At 58.1% G+C, this 16,798-nt stretch carries 15 protein-coding genes and 1 pseudogene; 10 read left to right on the top strand and 6 right to left on the bottom strand.

What is annotated here, in order from left to right:
• The coding region (locus GA0061099_RS36720) for a transposase (RefSeq protein ID WP_208604919.1) at positions 1–292 on the top strand (292 nt) is incomplete at its 5' end.
• A 133-nt stretch (positions 293–425) separates the two neighbouring features.
• On the opposite strand, the gene GA0061099_RS36715 is transcribed toward GA0061099_RS36720, so the two are convergent.
• Positions 426–1,871, bottom strand: coding sequence for an IS1182 family transposase (locus GA0061099_RS36715; RefSeq protein ID WP_083235170.1), 1,446 nt, complete (start codon positions 1,869–1,871; stop codon positions 426–428).
• A 451-nt stretch (positions 1,872–2,322) separates the two neighbouring features.
• Between GA0061099_RS36715 and GA0061099_RS36710 the strand changes: the two genes are divergently transcribed.
• From GA0061099_RS36710 to GA0061099_RS41685, 6 genes are all read left to right on the top strand, one after another.
• Positions 2,323–3,129, top strand: coding sequence for a hypothetical protein (locus GA0061099_RS36710; protein ID WP_074448504.1), 807 nt, complete (start codon positions 2,323–2,325; stop codon positions 3,127–3,129).
• 4 nt (positions 3,130–3,133) lie between these two features.
• Positions 3,134–4,015 (top strand): S41 family peptidase, encoded by an 882-nt coding sequence (locus GA0061099_RS40765; RefSeq protein ID WP_141697774.1) that lies wholly within the window; start codon positions 3,134–3,136, stop codon positions 4,013–4,015.
• Entirely contained in the window at positions 3,988–5,247 is a 1,260-nt protein-coding gene (locus GA0061099_RS36700; protein ID WP_141697773.1) for a radical SAM/SPASM domain-containing protein, read from the top strand. The genes GA0061099_RS40765 and GA0061099_RS36700 overlap by 28 nt, the downstream gene beginning before the upstream one ends.
• Positions 5,244–6,665 carry a flavin-dependent monooxygenase QhpG gene (gene qhpG, locus GA0061099_RS36695; RefSeq protein ID WP_074448501.1) on the top strand — a complete coding sequence of 474 codons (1,422 nt, stop codon included), beginning with the start codon at positions 5,244–5,246 and terminating at the stop codon, positions 6,663–6,665. The genes GA0061099_RS36700 and qhpG overlap by 4 nt, the downstream gene beginning before the upstream one ends.
• 319 nt (positions 6,666–6,984) lie before the next feature.
• Positions 6,985–8,085, top strand: a complete 1,101-nt coding sequence (locus GA0061099_RS36690; RefSeq protein ID WP_074448500.1) for a hypothetical protein — start codon at positions 6,985–6,987, stop codon at positions 8,083–8,085.
• A 246-nt stretch (positions 8,086–8,331) separates the two neighbouring features.
• The gene (locus GA0061099_RS41685; protein ID WP_158644914.1) at positions 8,332–8,502 is read left to right on the top strand and encodes a hypothetical protein; all 171 of its coding nucleotides are present in this window, start codon (positions 8,332–8,334) and stop codon (positions 8,500–8,502) included.
• 1,474 nt (positions 8,503–9,976) lie between these two features.
• Here GA0061099_RS41685 and rpmD read toward each other — a convergent pair.
• A pseudogene (rpmD, locus tag GA0061099_RS42445) lies at positions 9,977–10,159 on the bottom strand (50S ribosomal protein L30); the annotation flags it as partial.
• Between the two features lie 138 nt (positions 10,160–10,297).
• Positions 10,298–11,587, bottom strand: coding sequence for a hypothetical protein (locus tag GA0061099_RS36675; protein ID WP_141697772.1), 1,290 nt, complete (start codon positions 11,585–11,587; stop codon positions 10,298–10,300).
• An 88-nt stretch (positions 11,588–11,675) separates the two neighbouring features.
• Between GA0061099_RS36675 and GA0061099_RS40760 the strand changes: the two genes are divergently transcribed.
• The 3 genes from GA0061099_RS40760 (at position 11,676) to GA0061099_RS36660 (ending at position 13,756) form a co-directional block, all read left to right on the top strand.
• Positions 11,676–11,930 carry a hypothetical protein gene (locus GA0061099_RS40760; RefSeq protein ID WP_141697771.1) on the top strand — a complete coding sequence of 85 codons (255 nt, stop codon included), beginning with the start codon at positions 11,676–11,678 and terminating at the stop codon, positions 11,928–11,930.
• Positions 11,931–12,392: 462 nt separating this feature from the next.
• The gene (locus tag GA0061099_RS36665; RefSeq protein WP_074448495.1) at positions 12,393–13,145 is read left to right on the top strand and encodes an XRE family transcriptional regulator; all 753 of its coding nucleotides are present in this window, start codon (positions 12,393–12,395) and stop codon (positions 13,143–13,145) included.
• 110 nt (positions 13,146–13,255) lie between these two features.
• A complete protein-coding gene (locus GA0061099_RS36660) occupies positions 13,256–13,756 on the top strand; it encodes an RES family NAD+ phosphorylase (RefSeq protein ID WP_141697770.1) in 501 nt (166 codons plus the stop codon).
• Here the strand turns inward: GA0061099_RS36660 and GA0061099_RS36655 are convergent.
• The 3 genes from GA0061099_RS36655 to GA0061099_RS36645 all read right to left on the bottom strand — a co-directional run.
• Positions 13,734–15,182, bottom strand: coding sequence for a hypothetical protein (locus GA0061099_RS36655; protein WP_074448494.1), 1,449 nt, complete (start codon positions 15,180–15,182; stop codon positions 13,734–13,736). The genes GA0061099_RS36660 and GA0061099_RS36655 overlap by 23 nt on opposite strands.
• Positions 15,183–15,329: 147 nt before the next feature.
• Complete coding sequence (locus GA0061099_RS36650) at positions 15,330–16,499, bottom strand: hypothetical protein (protein ID WP_141697769.1); 1,170 nt, start codon at positions 16,497–16,499, stop codon at positions 15,330–15,332.
• Between the two features lie 7 nt (positions 16,500–16,506).
• Positions 16,507–16,798 (bottom strand): integrase core domain-containing protein (locus GA0061099_RS36645; protein ID WP_141697768.1); only part of this gene is annotated, 292 nt, incomplete at its 5' end.

The raw sequence follows: 16,798 nt of genomic DNA, 5'->3' as shown, positions 1-16,798 counted from the left end.
GGCCAAAGCTGCTGATCTCGTCGAGCAGGCGGTTCACGAGACGCTCGCCTACTATGCCTTTCCGGACATCCATTGGCGGAAGATTCGAACGAACAATCCGCTCGAGCGCATCATGAAGGAGATCCGGCGACGAACCCGTGTCGTCGGCGCCTTCCCCGACGGTCAATCCTGTCTCAACTTAGCGGCGGCCCGGCTGCGGCACATTGCCGGAACGGCGTGGTCGACCAAATGCTACATGAACATGCGACCGCTCTATCAGCCACAACTCTCTGAAACCGGAGCCGTCGCCTGATCAAAAGTGCGAAAGATTCTGGACAGTACCCCAATCACTGCAGGCGGCTGATATTCTCGCGTCGGATCGCCCAATGACGGCCAAAGCGGGTATCGCGAGGCGGTATTGCGCTTTTGGACGTACTTTCCGGCCTTCAGACGGCGCGGATGGCTGCAATCAGGCGCGGTTTGCCGACGATGTTCATCACCCGCGTGAGGTTATAAGCGAGAACATGCAGCGCCATCTCAGCGGCAACATTCCGTAAGCGCTTCATCAGGAAGTGGGTCGCACCCATACGGGCTTTGATCGTGCCGAAGGGATGCTCGACCGTCTCGCGCCGCGTCCGCATGGCTTCGGGATTGGAATCGAGCCGTCTCTGGACCTCCTCGACTACATGTTCATGCTCCCAACGAGTGATGCGGCGCTCCTTGGATGGCGTACATTGGCTCTTGATTGCGCAGCCTTGGCACGCTGCTGTCGACCAGTAACGGCGCAGCGTCATTCCATGCTCGATGTTGGTATAGCGATAGGGCAGCAGTTGGTCGGACGGGCAGCGGTAGACGTCCTCATCAGGCAGGTAGGCGAAGTCCTGTTTGCCGAACCGACCCTCCGCCTTGGCGTTCGACGTCATGGGCTTGGGCAGCGTGACTACAACGCCAGCCTCTGCGCAGGCCAATATCTCCTCTCCGTCGAAGTAGCCACGGTCGGCGACCGCCTCGAGTTTGTCCACTTCGAGCACTTCTTTGGCTTGCTTCGACATCCGAGCAAGCTGCCCACGGTCGTTGCCGACGTTTATGACCTCATGCGTAACAATCAGATGGTGTTCGGTGTCCACCGCGACCTGGACATTGTAGCCGACGACACCCGATCCGCGTCCGCTGGTGGCCATCGAACGGGCATCCGGATCGGTCAGCGATATCTGTTGATCCGGCGTGTTGCGCATCTGCGCGTCAAGCACTTCCAGGCGGCTCATCTCCTGCTTCAGCCGAGCGATCTTTTCCTTGATCCTCGTTGTCTTGATGCTGATCGCTTCCGATGGCTCCTGCCGATCGGCGCTATCCAGTTGACGCAGATATCGCCCGACGCCTTCCTCGATTTGCGCCATCCGCCTCGCCATCTTGGCATGCGTGAAGTTGCGATCGCGGTTGTTCACTGCCTTGAACTTGCTGCCATCGATTGCGACGCTTGGGGTCTGCAACAGGCCCATTTGCCGGCATAGCGCAACGAACTTCGCACAAACCTTCCGAAGCGCCGCACCATTGTCCTTCCGGAAATCGGCGATCGTCTTATGATCGGGAGCCAGGCGGCCGATCAGCCACATCACCTCGATATTGCGGCACGCCTCACGTTCCAGGCGGCGACTGGATTGCACCCGATTGAGATAACCGTAGATGTAAAGCTTCAGAAGGACTGCCGGATGATAGGAAGGCCGGCCCGTCTCCTTGGCGATCACACGCTCAAATCCCATTCCATGCAGGTCGAGCGCCTCGACAAACACATCGATCACATGGACCGCGTTGCCCTCGTCTACCCAATCCTCCAGACATTCCGGCAAGAGCGTCAGCTGGGATCTGTCCGCGCCTTCAACGAAGCGTCCCATCCGTATCCCCCCATTAGGAAACGGAGGAATCGTAACCGACTCGCGCCTTTTCACACAGCCAGGATCAGTACAGTACATTAAACCTACCGCTGCGTTTCCCGAAATCCGGCTGCGCTTTACGCCGCCTGCAGGAGTAGTTTACGGGCATACAGCGAGCAATGTTATTCCAGCCGGCAACGCCATCTATGACAGAACCCGCGGCACGTGGGATAGCCATTCCGATTCGGCCGCCACCATAAACTCACCAGATCCACGCGCTCATCTTTCGACGATCCCTCGTGGAATCTACGCACGAGATTTAGCGGGCCGAAACCAGGGATACTTCGACGATGCTTCCGACGGAATTATCACTGTAACGTTGATGCTGCCAGACAGCCGAACGCTGTCATCCTTTGCGCGTGCTGCGTCTGGGCCTCCCGACTACGTTCCAGACAGTGAGCCGGTGCGGAGCATGCGGGATGAGTTCGAGGAAATCGTATTAAGTCCGCAGGCACAAAACGTCAGCGTCGAAGACGTGCTCGATATTGTCCGGCGCGCTCTCGAAACCATGCGTCTCATGAACACAGGCGTCTGGAACCAAAACTATTCCGGTGACGCTTTCCCGTCCGGACAAGCAGCTTATGGCACCTCATCGATGATTCATGCGGGACTACTTGACACCCTGCAGACTGGCCTCACCGCCCCGGCCAATTCGTCCGCTAGGCAGGCAGCGCACGCCACCCTGCAGCAGATCAACGCCATGATGCGGGAGTACGATGGCATTGGCGACCTGCGGCCCGCAGGACGCCGCCGCATGCCGGCCATGATGCGTGGCGCTGACGGCTTGGATCTAGCGATCAATCGGCGCCGCCGCGACCAGTTGAGGCTGGCACTCGACGTATTCCGCCCCGCAGTGGCAGAGGATATTCCGGTCGCCGCAATGAGCCGCATGATCGTAGCTTTTGGTGCCATGGCCGGACTTCACGCCGGGTTCTCGGAGGACGGACAAACGCTCGCACAGCGCTTCGCGGAACCTGAAGAAGTTCTCGACTACCTTACCAAAGCCGTTGCAAAGGGCGCGGTTGCGACTGCAGCCGGACTTGCTAACCAACCGCTCGTCGTGCCGGGAGATCCTGCCGGCTCAGCTTTTCTGCTCGCCATTTCGCGAGCCGAGCATCCGATGAACGGGGCGCTATCCTCTTATCGCGACGCAGGAAGTGGAAAATCCGGCATCCAGGTCGTCGAAGACTGGATAACGTCGCTTGGAGCAGGAGTTTGACCTTATGGCCAAGATCGATCCAAAGAATGTTACAGCTCAATTCTCTTTTCGGGCGGTCGGGAATCCACCGAGCACTCTGCCGCAAGACGCGATTTCTAACTTTTTCCCCGGCCTTGAGTTTGATCTGCGAAGTTTATGGAAGCACCTTTTCGAAGGGATCGGACTCCACGAAGCGGGCCTTGTGAACGGCGGGCACCAAGTGTTGGCAGTCGCCCCCGGCAGTCCCGCTGAATTGGCCGGCATACGACCGCTGTTTAGATTGCGTTCGGTCGATGGTCGACCGGTCGAGGCCCGCAGCTTGAGCGATCAGGGGCCAATGCCAGAACGATACGCGATGGAGTTCTTCAACTCGCTTGCAGATGTCGTCCAAAAGGCTGGCCAAGCTGTCCCCTGTTCATTCGTCAATCCGCAGACCAACGTTGTCGTCAGCGCCGATCTCGTCGTGCGGCCGGTATTGGAGCAGGTAGCGTTTTCGCGCGACCTGCTGGAACCTGGTGCGATGACCCAGGGCTTATGTTCTCCTTGGCAGGCCGATTATCGCGAATGCGGCTGCTACTATTGGGCAGCGAGCCGACCGGATTTCATCAATGTACAAGTCTCCGGAGGCGTTGCGCGCGGACACAATTGGATGCAACGCAAACGTGGTTCAGCGGATGACTATCGCGTTGACCAACCACGAGACCCCGAGCAGTTCAGCTACGACGATCTTTACACCCGGTGGGAGCAGGTACTTACGTTCGTGGTCGGTGGGAAGGAAAGCGAAAGAGCCAACGCTTGGTATCAACCGCACATCATCCGGATCTCCATCTGTTCGTGGCGGAGGACAAGCCACATGTGTTCTTGCCCAATGGCAGTCGCGTGTTCGAGGTCGACGAAGAAGTCGTGAGCGCGCTGGAAATGGCGGTTGTGTCAGGGACAATGGACAGAGCACTTGTTCGCTTCGGGCTTTCTGCCCCGGCCTATGTCGCAGATGACGGGCCGACGTCTTACGCAACGCGGGCACTCTCTCTTGCGGTGTCGCAGAAGTGCAATCTCGGCTGCACGTACTGCTATGCAGACGGCGGGTCTTTCGGCGAGCAGCCCCGCAATATGCCGCTCGACGTGGCGCTCAAAGCCGTCGATGGCTTTCTGCGTGAGTCGCAACGAGGCCAGTACTACACCCTCGCGTTCCTCGGGGGCGAGCCACTAGTCAATCGGGAGGTACTTCGCAGCGCCGTTTTGCGTGCGCGCGAATGGGCCAGATTGAATGGCAGCATCGTTTCCTTTTCGCTGACCACGAACGGTACGCTTGTAACACCAGATGACGCGGCCTTCCTGAGCCACTATGGATTTGCCGTCACGGTAAGCCTGGACGGCATCGGCGCGGCGCACGACCAGCAGCGCCCTTTCAAGGGCGGCCGTGGCAGCTTCGATCACATCATTGGACGGCTTGGCCCCTTGATTGCATCAAATGCAGAGGTCACTGCGCGGGTAACCGTAACACCGCGGAATATTCAGCTGCGCCAGACACTCGACGGCTTGCTTGATTTTGGTTTCGCGGGCGTGGGTTTCTCGCCGATGCTCAGATCGCCGCGCGGCTCAAATGAGATGTTGTCTGACGACCTCGCCCGGTTTCTTGAAGAAATGTTAATGTGTGGTGAGGTGTGCGAGAAGCGCCTTGCAGCGGGGGATGACTACGGGTTCCTGAATCTACTCACTGCTCAAGAAATCCATCGCGGTACTCATCGCCCTTATCCCTGCGGCGCTGGCGCAGGTTACGTCGCGGCATCCGCTGACGGATCTCTTTACGCGTGTCACCGTTTCGTCGGCGATGAAAAAGGTGGCATGGGATCAATCGATTTAGGCGTGGACTCCCACAAACAATCCTCTTGGCTGCACGCCCGACACGTTCATCGTCAAGAGCCGTGCGGCTCGTGTTGGGCGCGTTATCTTTGCGGTGGTGGCTGCCACCATGAGGTTCTCGGACGAGGCCGCGTCGCATGCGACTTCATTCGGGATTGGTTGACATACTGCCTTGAAGCCTACGTCCGATTGCTGAAGACGCGACCAAATCTCTTTCAGCTTCCGCCAATTGATCCGGCAGGCGCGTTCGCGATGAGCGACTCCGCTGCACCATGAGGGTGACACCCGGAGTAGCCGATGTGCTTGTGATCGGTGGTGGACCAGCAGGCGCAACTACGGCTTTGCGTGTGGCGCAACTCGGTCACACCGTAATAGTAGTCGAGCGGGGGGCCGTCGATAGACAATACAGTTCGGCGCAATCGATTGCGCCCGGCGTGGTTCCTCTGCTGAATTTGTGCGGTATTGCGGAAAAAGTCGAGGCAGAGTTCGCACGTTCGGATGGCGTCATGCTCCTATGGGCTGACGAGCACGCGCGCATGGCTTCGGACAACAAAGGTTTTCACATCGCACGCCCGGCTTTCGATAGCGCGCTGCGGAACTCCGCCGTGCAGGCAGGAGCCATCATGTTGGCTCCTGCCGTTGTTGTGAGTGCGGAACGAATCGCCGGGGCTGCGTATCCATGGACCTCGCGTGTCCTGCTTGGCGGCACATCGTTTCAACTTCGAACGAAGCTAATAGTCGACGCATCGGGAAAGAGATCCGGTAGAATTCGCACACGCATTTCGCCTCCCCTAATTGCTCTCATTGGAGATTGGCGATGCACTGCCATGGGACAATGCTCGATCGTCGAGGCCGCCAACGACTGCTGGTTTTGGGCGGGCCCCCTGCGCGAGGGTATAGCAACAGCAGCGGTGTTTTTCGATCCCCGAGCAAGCAAGCTTGCACGTGGCCAGCCCATCTCTGATGTCTATCGATGGCTGCTGAAGCGCTCGCGGCTCCTTGGACATATTCTTGAAGCTGAAATGGGAACGGCGGTCGCGTGTGACGCCTCGAGTCGCTACGTGAATGATCCAATTGAACTCGATCTCCTGCGAGTCGGTGAGGCCGCCATCAGCCTAGATCCTCTCTCATCGCAGGGTGTCCAGATGGCTCTTACGAGTGCATTGCAAGCGGCTGTTGTCATCAATACTTGGCTTCGTCAGCCTTCGCATCTCGCGGCGGCCAATACTTTCTATCGAGACCGCCATTATGAGGCAATTCAAAGGAGCTTCGACAATACCCGTGCTAACTATTCGGAAGCGGCGCGAAGGTTTGGTACGGAATTTTGGCGTTGCAGAAGCGGCTCGGAAGATCGGGCGAGCGCCGAGACTACACTCCGTACACCTATACCACTTCCTCCGCCATCAGTTCGTCTCGAGCTGGCAAAGGGCGTGCGGATCGACCGAACGGCTGTGGTCCGAGATGAACTGGCCGAGTTTGCACCGGCAATCGTAATGACCGGCTCTGCACGGCCCGTTTCTTATGTCGATGGCGTGCCAGTCGGCGAACTTGCACTGCGCATTGCACCAGGCATCTCCGGGGTCGAACTCGTGCGCGCTTGGTCTGAAGTCCTGGGTAAAAGCGCAGCAATAAAAGCTCTCGCTTGGATGTGGCAAGCTGGCGTCATCGCCGCTCTCGATAGTAGAAACGCATGATTGGCGCGCCAGCGTGTCTTAGCTCTTGAGGATGTTCTCGGCCACGTAGGCGACCGAGTGCGCGAACGTCGTGAATTGTCCCAAGCGTTGAATTTGAAGTCGATCGATCGTGCTTGGTGCCGTCCTGCCACTCGTCGCTCGGCTCATCAAGTCGCGAGATTGAGCTCACCGTGATGGAGAACAATCCGGTGCCCAATCCTTGCGATAGATTGCGTCAGCCGTCGGCGCGCGGCCTCGATCTCAAGGATCGTCGCGTCGCCAAATGTGACGGTGACAACAATCCGGCAATTTGCCAGAGTGCAGGTGTCGGAGGGGATCTATGCAATTGACGGTCGAGGCGGTTACGGCAATCGCCGGGGCGACATCTGTCTTGGGGGTGATTGCGCTCGTTGCGTATTTCTATCTGTTTCAGAAGGTGCGTGCGCTGGAGGGATCGGAATTCAGGTCCGTCCGACAGGTCGTCGAAGGTGACGGCATTTTCAACGCCGGCCAGGTGATCGAGATACTCCAGACCTTCGATAGCGATAGCGCAAGGCTCGCCGCGCTCAAGGAGCTTGCCAAAGTCCAGAAGCATTCCGCCGACGGCGCGTCTCGGGTTTACAGCAAGATCAAGAGCCAGATCAGCGTCACCGAGCTCGAAAAGCAACGTTTCACGCATATTCGGCGTCTGACGGTCAGCGCAGCGCCGTTCTTTTTCCTCATCTCATTGAGCACTCTTGCCTACGGCGCCTATTCGAACCCCGAGATTGCCACCGCAATCAGGGAGTTCATTTCCGGTAGGGTCGGAGGTTCGGGGCCCGCGCCGTCACCTACGCCAAAATCGCAGCGCCTTGGAACGGCCACGATCACGCCCAAGGTCGTCGTGAAGTCCCAGGAAACCTCGACCCACCCCCGGGTCCAGGTCAGCGGCAAAGGCAAGAATTCGACTTATCCTGCGCGCTTCGTCATCGCTCCCGACCTGGTCAAGCAGGGATGGAAGATCGATGTCGAGAAACTGGTGGCCAATCGCGATTGGTGGACACAAGACAGAGGTGAGGGGGGAAGCAGTTGCACGGGTGTCGACCGCAATACGATCAAGGACACCGAATTCACGTTCAATATCCAACTTAGACGCAACAAGGACGTGTTTCACGAGTGGGACGCCGATCAGTACTGCAATCTCAACGCCGTTCCGCTCATCAGGACGATCGAACGTCAGGAGGATGCCAGTCCAGTCACGCGCGATCTATTCTGGAATGCAGATGAGCTTGTCGTGCTCCCGGAGAATACCGTTTCATACGTCATGAAGCTCGCCGTCGACGGCTATCCAGAGCGGATACTGAGCGACAGCGCCGCGTCTCCCTTCGACTTTCTCGATATCAAGCGCGAGAACAACAAGATCCTTTTCCAACCCAAGCCAACTAAGGGGTCGAAGGGGTGACGAGACGCTGTTTCAGTCTCTCTACTAGGGCGCGATAAGCGTGTTGCTCCTGTAAGGTCAAGATGGCGGGCCGGTTATCGATGATCGCCGCGAGCTCGAACTTGACTGCATCGAACAGATTGGCGAGAAGCGCATCGCCTACCATCCGGATCGCCGAAAGATCTTCGAATAGACCCGCCGTCTCGCCATGAGCGAGCTTGTTTCTGCCCTCGCGGTACACCCTGTTCACGGCATCGGCGACGCTAATTGAGCCTGCCGGTGTCGGATCTGCTGCACGATCATGTGTCCTATTCAATGAACTTCGACCCGGTCACCAACGTCTGGACGATCGTGCCGGCGGCAGCGGTGACTTACTACGGCACTGGCGCTCCTGCGGCGGATCAGATCCGCAATGCGGCCGAGGAAAAGAAAAGCTGATCGATCGGAAACTGCCGTCATTCGGCGTTGAACGCCGAGTGACGGCATGACTTTTGTGTTCTCGACAAAATCGTGGCTATGAAACGCATGAACAGGAGAGTAGCGGCTTGACCGGTCCAAGCAGCGCTTCAGTCATGGAAGTCGGCTAGCTTTTACGACGTCTCCTTCGGCGGGCCACCCAAATCGCAGTTTCTGAAAACATCGGGTGAAACGGCGGCGTCAGAGACACTATCGAACTGTCTGGCTGAAGAAACTGGTGACAGGCACCCGGAATAAGATCGGGATCGAGCGGAATCCTTGCGTCCGGATTGTGAAAGACGGTCATACCTTCAACCCAAGTCTCGGAGTATCGCGGCGCGTGAATGACTTGGACGAACGGTATTCCATGCCGTTCATCTTGCGCAACGCCCTTGCGCACCATCCGTACATTCTTGCTGCCAAAGCCGGCGAGATAACCAAGCCGGTTGAATTTTGGAAGCGTGCCCTGAGCATTGACGATGACGGCCGAGACATTCTCCGCATTCGGGAACGAGAACAAGCCAGACCGCTCGCGAAGCTGATCCCAGACGTGCTCGTCGATCAGTTCGGGGCTGCCATCGTCCAGATTGTGCCGAACGCCGAATACATAGTCGCTCATGGCTGCGGAGATGAACCTCATCGCACCGGGACTATGGAAGTCCTGCACCGCAATCACGAACGGAATGCCGTCCATTTCCGGCCGTTCCCAATATGGCGTCGGGTGCTCGAGCTTGCGGCGCGGAACCCGGCCAAGTCGGATCGGCACGTAGTTTTCGATGTAGGCCGCCAACGCCTGAGGACTGGCGGGCGGGGGGACGAGCGCGCCCGGGTTCACGGACGTCGCTTCGATTCCGATACCGCCATCCGGGCCCAGGAAAATGAAGTCGGGGATTGCAAGCTCCGGCGCAGGTGCGTAACCTTGCTCTGCAAAGGTCGCAAACAGATACAATTCCCACAATCGGGCATCGAACGCCGTCGTCTGGAATTGCTCGACAAAATTGCCATCCATATCCTCATAGAACCGCATCATGGCTTCGATGATTTCGCGGGCCGGCGAGTACCGGGCCTCAGAACGCAGGATACGGAAGCCAGGATTTAGTCGCTCAAGCGGAACGATGGGTGTGATGAAGTCTACGGGTGGGCCGAGCGCGTCACCCTGATAGAAGGAATCGTCAGGCTCCCCATTGTGAAACTCCATTTCTTTCATAAGGTCGCGCCGCGCGTCCGAAATGGAAGCCATGGAGCTGTTCGCGTCTATTGCGCGAAAGCGAAGCCGTTCGTCGCGGCCCAGAATGATCCAGCCCCAGTCGTCATCTTCGAGATCTCGGACGACCATGCCGATGAGCCGTTCATCACCGGTGATGTACCATTCTGCTTCTTCGAAAACGGTAACCGTCGCCGGATTGCGCACGTAGCCTGCGAGCGCGTTGAAGCGGCGGGTGGAGAGGTCCTTGATTTCGACAAGGACGCTCAGCATGTGCCTGACCTTGTCTATCATCCCGCGGACGGAATGGGTGTTCTCTAAGGTTCTCACCCGTCCAATCTTGTTGGGCCCCAAACCTATGAGCGTGCGCCGCTGACATGCTGGCCGTCGAATCGGGCTTCCGGTCTGAACGACCTTGATCAGGCCTTGGGTCATGCCATGCCTCTTGTATGCTGTGGAGCTGACAAAATTGGTTGGTTACGCAACTATAGCGAGCGCCCTCGGAATGGCAAAAGCAGCGAGGAATTCACGTGCTGTGAAGATCGATGTTTTGCAAAACGGGCCACGATTGCTTTACTTCCCGGCAGCGTCTTCGTTGGGGCGGGAGCGGCCGAGGGTCCCATTCCGGAATAGTCGCGCCATCTCCGCGGCGTTGTCCAGCTTGAGCTGTCGGAGGGCTTTTTCCACCCGGTTCTTTCGGCTGCGATCGATCCATCGTCGATTGACCGCCTTGAACAGGCGGATCTGGCAATCGTAAACGCTGGCCGCGATGTCTTTCTGCATGGCGCAATCGTCGCCGGTTACTTCATCGAACTCAATCATGTCTGAAAGTCTGCGATAGATGCGCACTCCATCTAGGTCTTGACGGAAGAGGGCACCCAGTCGATCGTTCCCTTCGAGGGTCAAAGCGGCAGTGCGGGAATCGAAGGTGTTGGTGTGACCCACGAAGCCGCCCTGGAAGGTAGGGTCCAAGGACGGCAACTTGATGGGCTGGTAGAGCCAGACCACGGGCTTATACAGTTTAAGCTTGGTCACGGGATTGCTGACTATCTTGGGGTACTTGAAGTCCTGCAGCATCAGGCGCCCGCCATCCGGTCCTCCTATTTGCAGCGTCATTGTATCGGGGTAGGGAAGCCCGCACCCTTTCGAGCAAAAGAAGTCGGCCGAGACGTTCAGAAGCAGCGTGTCGTTGGCCCGAAGGCCAAAGCAGCTTGGCATCTCATTGAATATCAAGCTGTCGGCGCCAAAGAGATTGATGCCTTTGCTCTGGCCATCGAAGGCATATACGGCCAGCATGCGATCCTTCTTGCCAATACGCGTCTCGATGTGAAAGTTCGGAGTTATCTCGATAGGGTATTTCTCAATCTGGTGCCGCAGCAGCCAAACTCCAATACGAACCTTGTCCAGCCAATCGAGCAGCTCGATGTAGGCTGAGACTGGCAGAGCCTCTCGACGGCCTAACGCTTCAACAATTGGCTTAATTCGACCTTCCATTTCCGAATATGCGTTGTTGCAGTCGTCGCAGGCCGGCGCGACGAAATTCGACCACGAATACTCGATCGGCGTCCTTCCTTTGGCATAGTTGGGCAACTGATGACGTGTGCGAGCGACATCGATCCCGTCTTGGATTTGCTCGCGCACCCCCGGATTGCCTGGTGTACCTCTTGGGACCTGCACATTGGTGAGAAACCACCTTGCGAGTTCGATGCCCTCCCTCGCTAAATTGGGATCGTCGCTCGCCAGCGGATCGAGTATTCGGCGGATGATGACTGGATTGCTGGCCGAGCCACCTTCCGGCATGGGCCGATGCACGAAGTTCATTGGGGCGAACGGAAAGTTGAGGTTCAGGGCCGCTTGGCGCAAAGGCGTTTCTTCCCGCGAACCGACCAGGTCGGTCCAGCGGCATCGCCATGGGAAAACGAAAGGTCGGCTGACGCGTGAGAATATCGCGATGCGTGAAGCTCGGCACACCCGGTTCGTCGGCTCCGGTAAATACCTCCACGTCGAGCTCGCATATCAGCCGCCGGACAGCGAATACGATCGCATCGAGCATATGAAGGTCCTGCGTGCCCGTAACATAGCCATAGATGGCGTAGCGGTTGTCGGTATTTCCATTGTCGAGCAGATGCGCCATGAACTCGTCTGTGCTCCTGTCCCTCCAGAGGACGAGGTCGAGTTGGTGTGGCCTAGCAATCCGGTCGGGTAACAGCGCGCCAGCGAAAGCCTTCACATCGTGGTGGAGACGAACCACATTGTGGCTGTAACCTCTGGTGCCGTGACCATTCACAAGCAGCACGGCCTTGTAGTATTTCTCCAGTGCGTGCACCGCGAGCCAGAGAAAGTCGGTGTTGAGGCCGTTGTTGGCACACCAACGTGCCGTCACGTAATTTTGGTCCGCCGTTCGGACAAAGAGCTCACGAGCGAGATCGTTCTTTGAGGACACGAGGCTCACTGACTTGGCACCTTCGGGCTTTACGCAAGTTCGCAAGCGATGGGCCGCGTCGTCGACCGACAATAGCCATCGTCTCATTGAAAAAATTGAACAAATTACGACTTGATCCAGATTTACGGACTTGACGAACTTAACGAAAGGTCCCATTTTGTCCAGTGGGCTCCAGCAAAATCCCCGTGACCACCTTTGGGGCCGGTTTAGGATTAGGAGTTGGCGATGACGAACGCCAAAAAATCGACCAGAGGAAGGTCAATCTCCCGGGTTCGCAAGTCGAAGCCTGGTTTGACCATGTCCCTCAAGGCGGATTTCAAGACGCTCGTGACCAAGGGCGTGCGGGGCGTCAAGCTCAAAGCGCCCGGTGCAGCGAAGAAGAGCGTCGGTTTGCTGATTAAGCGGTACGGCGAAGCCTTCGCAAAGAGCAACAGGGCCGGTCGCGGGCACAGCTTTCTCGTCAACGTGGATCCTGATGGTCGTGCTGTTGCCACGCCGATCGAGCGATCAACAACCGCCGGGAGACGAGCTGTCGAAACGCGGACAGCGGGTCCTCACAATGCAGAGCTCGAAGAGGCGCTGGCTGCGGCGCGGGAGCGGGAGCGGGAGCGGGGGCGAGCGCGAGCTGCGGAAATCCTTTCGAGCGAAGACATGCTGAGCGCGGACGCGCTTGCCAAGCTGCTGCACACGACGCGCGTGACGATCAACGCCAAGCGACAAAATGGGCAACTTGTCGGACTGGACGGGGCCAAGCGAGGCTTCCGCTTTCCTGTCTGGCAACTTGATCGCGACGGAAAACCGTATCCCGAATTACCGGGCCTTCGGGAGCGGCTTGGCGGTCCCTGGGCTGTTTTTCGCTTTCTCGTTCAGCCACATGATGAACTCGATGGCCTGACGGGGCGTGAAGCCTTGGAGCTGGGCCGCGGAGAAGATTTGCTCGCAGCGGCGGAAAGCGTCGGACGAGGGGATTTTCGCTAAGTGGCTGCAAAGTGGCCGACAGGGACCTTTGTCAAGTCGCGGCTCGAACTGAATATTGTGCCTGCAGGTGCGAGGTTTGGCCGAATTATCTGTCGCGATATCCGGATCCATTGGGATACGGCAAGTCGCCCAGTCGATTCAGCGATCCTCGACGAAGGATCGCAGCGAACCGTTTCGGCGTGCTGTATCTGGGAGAAACTCTTAAGGTCTGCTTTTTGGAGGCGGTCCTGCGCGATCGGCGCGATGGTGCTGACGGCTCCTTGCTCCTGGGCGAAGACGAGCTCCACGACAGAGACTACGCGACGATCGAAATCGCGTCGCCCTTGAATATGGTCGATCTGCGTGGCGACGGCGCGATCCGCTTGGGAGTTCCGACCGATGTTGCGCGTGCATCAAGGCAAGCGCTGGCGCGACAATGGTCACTCGCCTGGCACGAACATCCGTCCGGGCCAGACGGCATTACCTATCCGTCACGGCTAAACGGCCAAACGAACCTTGCAATCTTCCATCGGGCGGTGCCCAAATTGAGAGCTGTCGGCGTGCAGCCCCTGTTCGGCGCGGCCGGCCTCGCTACAGTGCTGGACGACCTTATGGTCGAATTGGCCCCTTGATGTTGGAAGCTACGAGCTGCGCCAATCCCGAACTGGTCCCAGACTTGGCGCGATCACGCTTCGTTCGAACTAGCGCCGCGCTTGGGATGACCCCGCTTTCACTTCCGTCCTCTGGCGAGACCAACATGTGGCCGGGCAATGGCCAGCGTGTTCGATGGTGACCGATCTTGTAGGGCACCATCGTCTCGGTAATCGCCCACGTCTCGTTCTCTCGCGTGGTTGCTTCGGGAACGAAATAGTTTGCGTAGACCCATCTGAGACGTGAGGTCGCCGGCGCAAACGTTCTGGCTTGCATCGTGTTGAAGAAGTGGCGCGTGAAATCAACTTCTGATCCCGCTGAGGTTTCAATACCGACGTGGATCACTCCAGGACGATCGCTTGGAAGCTGCCGCTCGGCGTTGGCGATGGTGCTACGAAAATGGCGCGCCTTCTGACGCACGGCAGTCTCGGATTCGCTGACCCAGCTGACCCCGCTGGCCTGGTAGACAGCGTCGGCATAAGTAGGCCTCAATGGTGCCGGCCGCCATTTGGCCGCCATACTGTGATCGGCCGTATGAATGTATCGTCCGGCCAGGAGTTCGATCATTCGACTTCCATCGAAATAGACGTAGTCTTTGGCGAGAATTCGCCGGAGCAGCGTCCATTCGATGGGGCGCACTCGTCCGGTCGCCACCTCGTCCTTCCAGGGCGTCAGCGATCGCCGTTCAATAGCGGATCTCACATGTCGCAAGAGATAGTCGTCCTCGATTTTGTTCAGCTCGACTTGATACTTCACCTCGACAATGAGGGATTCGCCGATCTCCAGGCAAAGCTGATGGACGGGCTGCGCGAGCACCGTGCCCCGCGACTTCTCGCGCGCGGCATAGGTTGACGGCACCAAGCGTTTGCACTCTGCCGCCCAGCGGCTTCCTGTTCGGAAGACATACATGTCCGGAGTTTGTCCGCGCCCAGGTGTCTCCGGCACGAACTCGACCCGGCTCCATCCTCTTCGGCGGTAGGCGAGGGCAACGAGCATCTCGAGAATGATGCTGTCAGGTTGGCGCCTCTCTTGTAGCATCATGCGAGCCGCGCGATCTTCAACTCCCTTCACGCTGAGGAGACGTTTTAGCTCCTTTCCGATACGCGAAAGGAAGGGCACAACTCGCATCGTGCCCTCTGGCGTCCACAGGGCCCTGTCGGTGGCAAACGTCTCGGCCTGCAGTATATACCAAGCCGCCGTATCCGCAGGGTCAAACAGCGGGCCCATTACGCCGGCGCGCATGCGTTCTTGGGCGGCAAGAAGGTTGGCCTTCGCGACATCTAGCCTCTGCTCCATCTCCCTGCGAGGAACAAACGATTTCAGCCAGACAACTGCGAGCATCAACTCGTCGTCGCGCCAATCCTGGTTGCCGCGCGGCGCGGTCCAATCTGGGTTGTTCGCCTTCATGCTACAATGTTCGACATTGTCACGAGACTACAGTCGGCCATCCATCCGGTAAGAGCGGCCCGGGCCAAGGCTGGAAGCTATGTCGCTTCGGCTTAGACAATGTGCAGACGCTAATCGAGCGTCGCCTCATTCGGTTGGGCTGGATCGTTATTTAGCATCCGCGCCGACAAGCGATTGCTGCGCCTCTTCAGTCTGCTTTTTTCGGGCGGACACACTATAGCATTCACCCGCGACCCAGGCGGAAATGAGCTGATACTGCGGATTCGATTGTATCTTTGCTGCCTCATATCGGCGCGATTCGACATGCGCCAGGCCGACACGGACGGCTGCGCGATTGCCGGTCGCCCGCTTCTCGAAGGCGGCCAGTAAGCATCCAATCGAGAGGCCTTTGCTCGACAAGGGCGACAAGACAAATTTTGCGCCGCCGGCGAGCTTAAGGCTATCTTCATAGCGTGCCATTGTCTGCATCAGCGAGCGATAAAGCTGGAACGGGTTCCATTCCGTTGCCCGCAAGATGTCGCGGATATCGACGTCGTAGCGGTCAAACAGAAACTCGCCCAAGGCATTTATGATGTTGTCGCCGCGGCGAGCGTCCGCAGACTGAATGGGCAATACCGGGCAGATTTCATCGGGATTGGTGCGTTCGCCGATGCGGGTGAGTTGTTCAAGCACGTCCTCGGCGAGCACCGGAAACCAAACGACGGGCCAGCCCAATGAAGCCTCCTCATCGAGCCGGATTCCCAAGCTCTGGATGGGTGCAAGATCTGTATCGATCTCAAATTTGGCGATGGCGCTATCGATCACCGCGGATTCCGCATAAACGACGTGGAGGTTGATCGCGGAACCAAGCGGAGTCTCGGAGCTGGGCTTCACAAGATGGGTAAGCAACGTGTTGAGCAGAGTTAGATAGACCAGGCGAGGGAGTGCGCTGATGTCGACAATGATGTCGGTATAATCTGATATCCAGGTCTCAAAATCGGCAAATAGAACTGCTGCGCTCCGCGAAACGTCTCGAATTCCATCCGTGTCGGTTGTGACCAACTCGCTGACCTCAAGACGATCGTCAGGAAACAGCGTCTTTAGGCCGGTGAGGTTTTCCTTGCCAAGTTTGGAGGCCGCAGGGTCCGTGCCATATCCCTCCGACATGTCGATTGCCAGGCACTTGCGCGTGGCGTCAGGCCCGCAAGCAATGATCTCCTTCGCCGGGCCCATCACGCGCGGATCGAATCCCGCTCCGACGATGAACAGCAGGCGTCGTTCTCGATCTTCCAGATGTTTGCGCCAAAAGGCACTGAACTGCTCGGATTGACCTGCCACTGCATTTTCATCCAGCGGCAGTTAGAGTCTCGGGGTTTTGTACGCCAAGTGGCGCTGATGGAGCAACGGACGATCGGCGGAGCTGGTCGGGGTTGCGCAGCCGATCGTCCGTTGCGGTGAGGTGGGCGGCGTAGGCCGCGGGGGTCAGGTATTTCAGCGACGAGTGGGGACGCTGGAGATTGTAGTCGGCGACCCAGTTGGCGATCTTGGCGCGGGCGTCATCGAGATCGAAGAACAGGGTCTCGTTGAGTAGCTCATCGCGCATCCGGCCATTGATGGGGAAGACGGCCCCGCTCCCT

The sequence above is a fragment of the Bradyrhizobium yuanmingense genome, assembly GCF_900094575.1.
In the GTDB taxonomy this organism is placed as follows: Bacteria; Pseudomonadota; Alphaproteobacteria; order Rhizobiales; family Xanthobacteraceae; genus Bradyrhizobium; species Bradyrhizobium yuanmingense.
This window is presented reverse-complemented; position numbering and strand designations above follow the sequence as displayed.

Bases quoted from the DNA above. Each gene is read 5' to 3' on its own strand.
- GA0061099_RS36715 (WP_083235170.1), bottom strand. From the start codon at position 1,871: ATGGGACGCTTCGTTGAAGGCGCGGACAGATCCCAGCTGACGCTCTTG.
- GA0061099_RS36655 (WP_074448494.1), bottom strand. From the start codon at position 15,182: ATGAAGGCGAACAACCCAGATTGGACCGCGCCGCGCGGCAACCAGGAT.
- GA0061099_RS36690 (WP_074448500.1), top strand. From the start codon at position 6,985: ATGCAATTGACGGTCGAGGCGGTTACGGCAATCGCCGGGGCGACATCT.
- qhpG (WP_074448501.1), top strand. From the start codon at position 5,244: ATGAGGGTGACACCCGGAGTAGCCGATGTGCTTGTGATCGGTGGTGGA.
- GA0061099_RS36665 (WP_074448495.1), top strand. From the start codon at position 12,393: ATGACGAACGCCAAAAAATCGACCAGAGGAAGGTCAATCTCCCGGGTT.
- GA0061099_RS40765 (WP_141697774.1), top strand. From the start codon at position 3,134: ATGGCCAAGATCGATCCAAAGAATGTTACAGCTCAATTCTCTTTTCGG.
- GA0061099_RS36710 (WP_074448504.1), top strand. From the start codon at position 2,323: ATGCGGGATGAGTTCGAGGAAATCGTATTAAGTCCGCAGGCACAAAAC.
- GA0061099_RS40760 (WP_141697771.1), top strand. From the start codon at position 11,676: ATGCGTGAAGCTCGGCACACCCGGTTCGTCGGCTCCGGTAAATACCTC.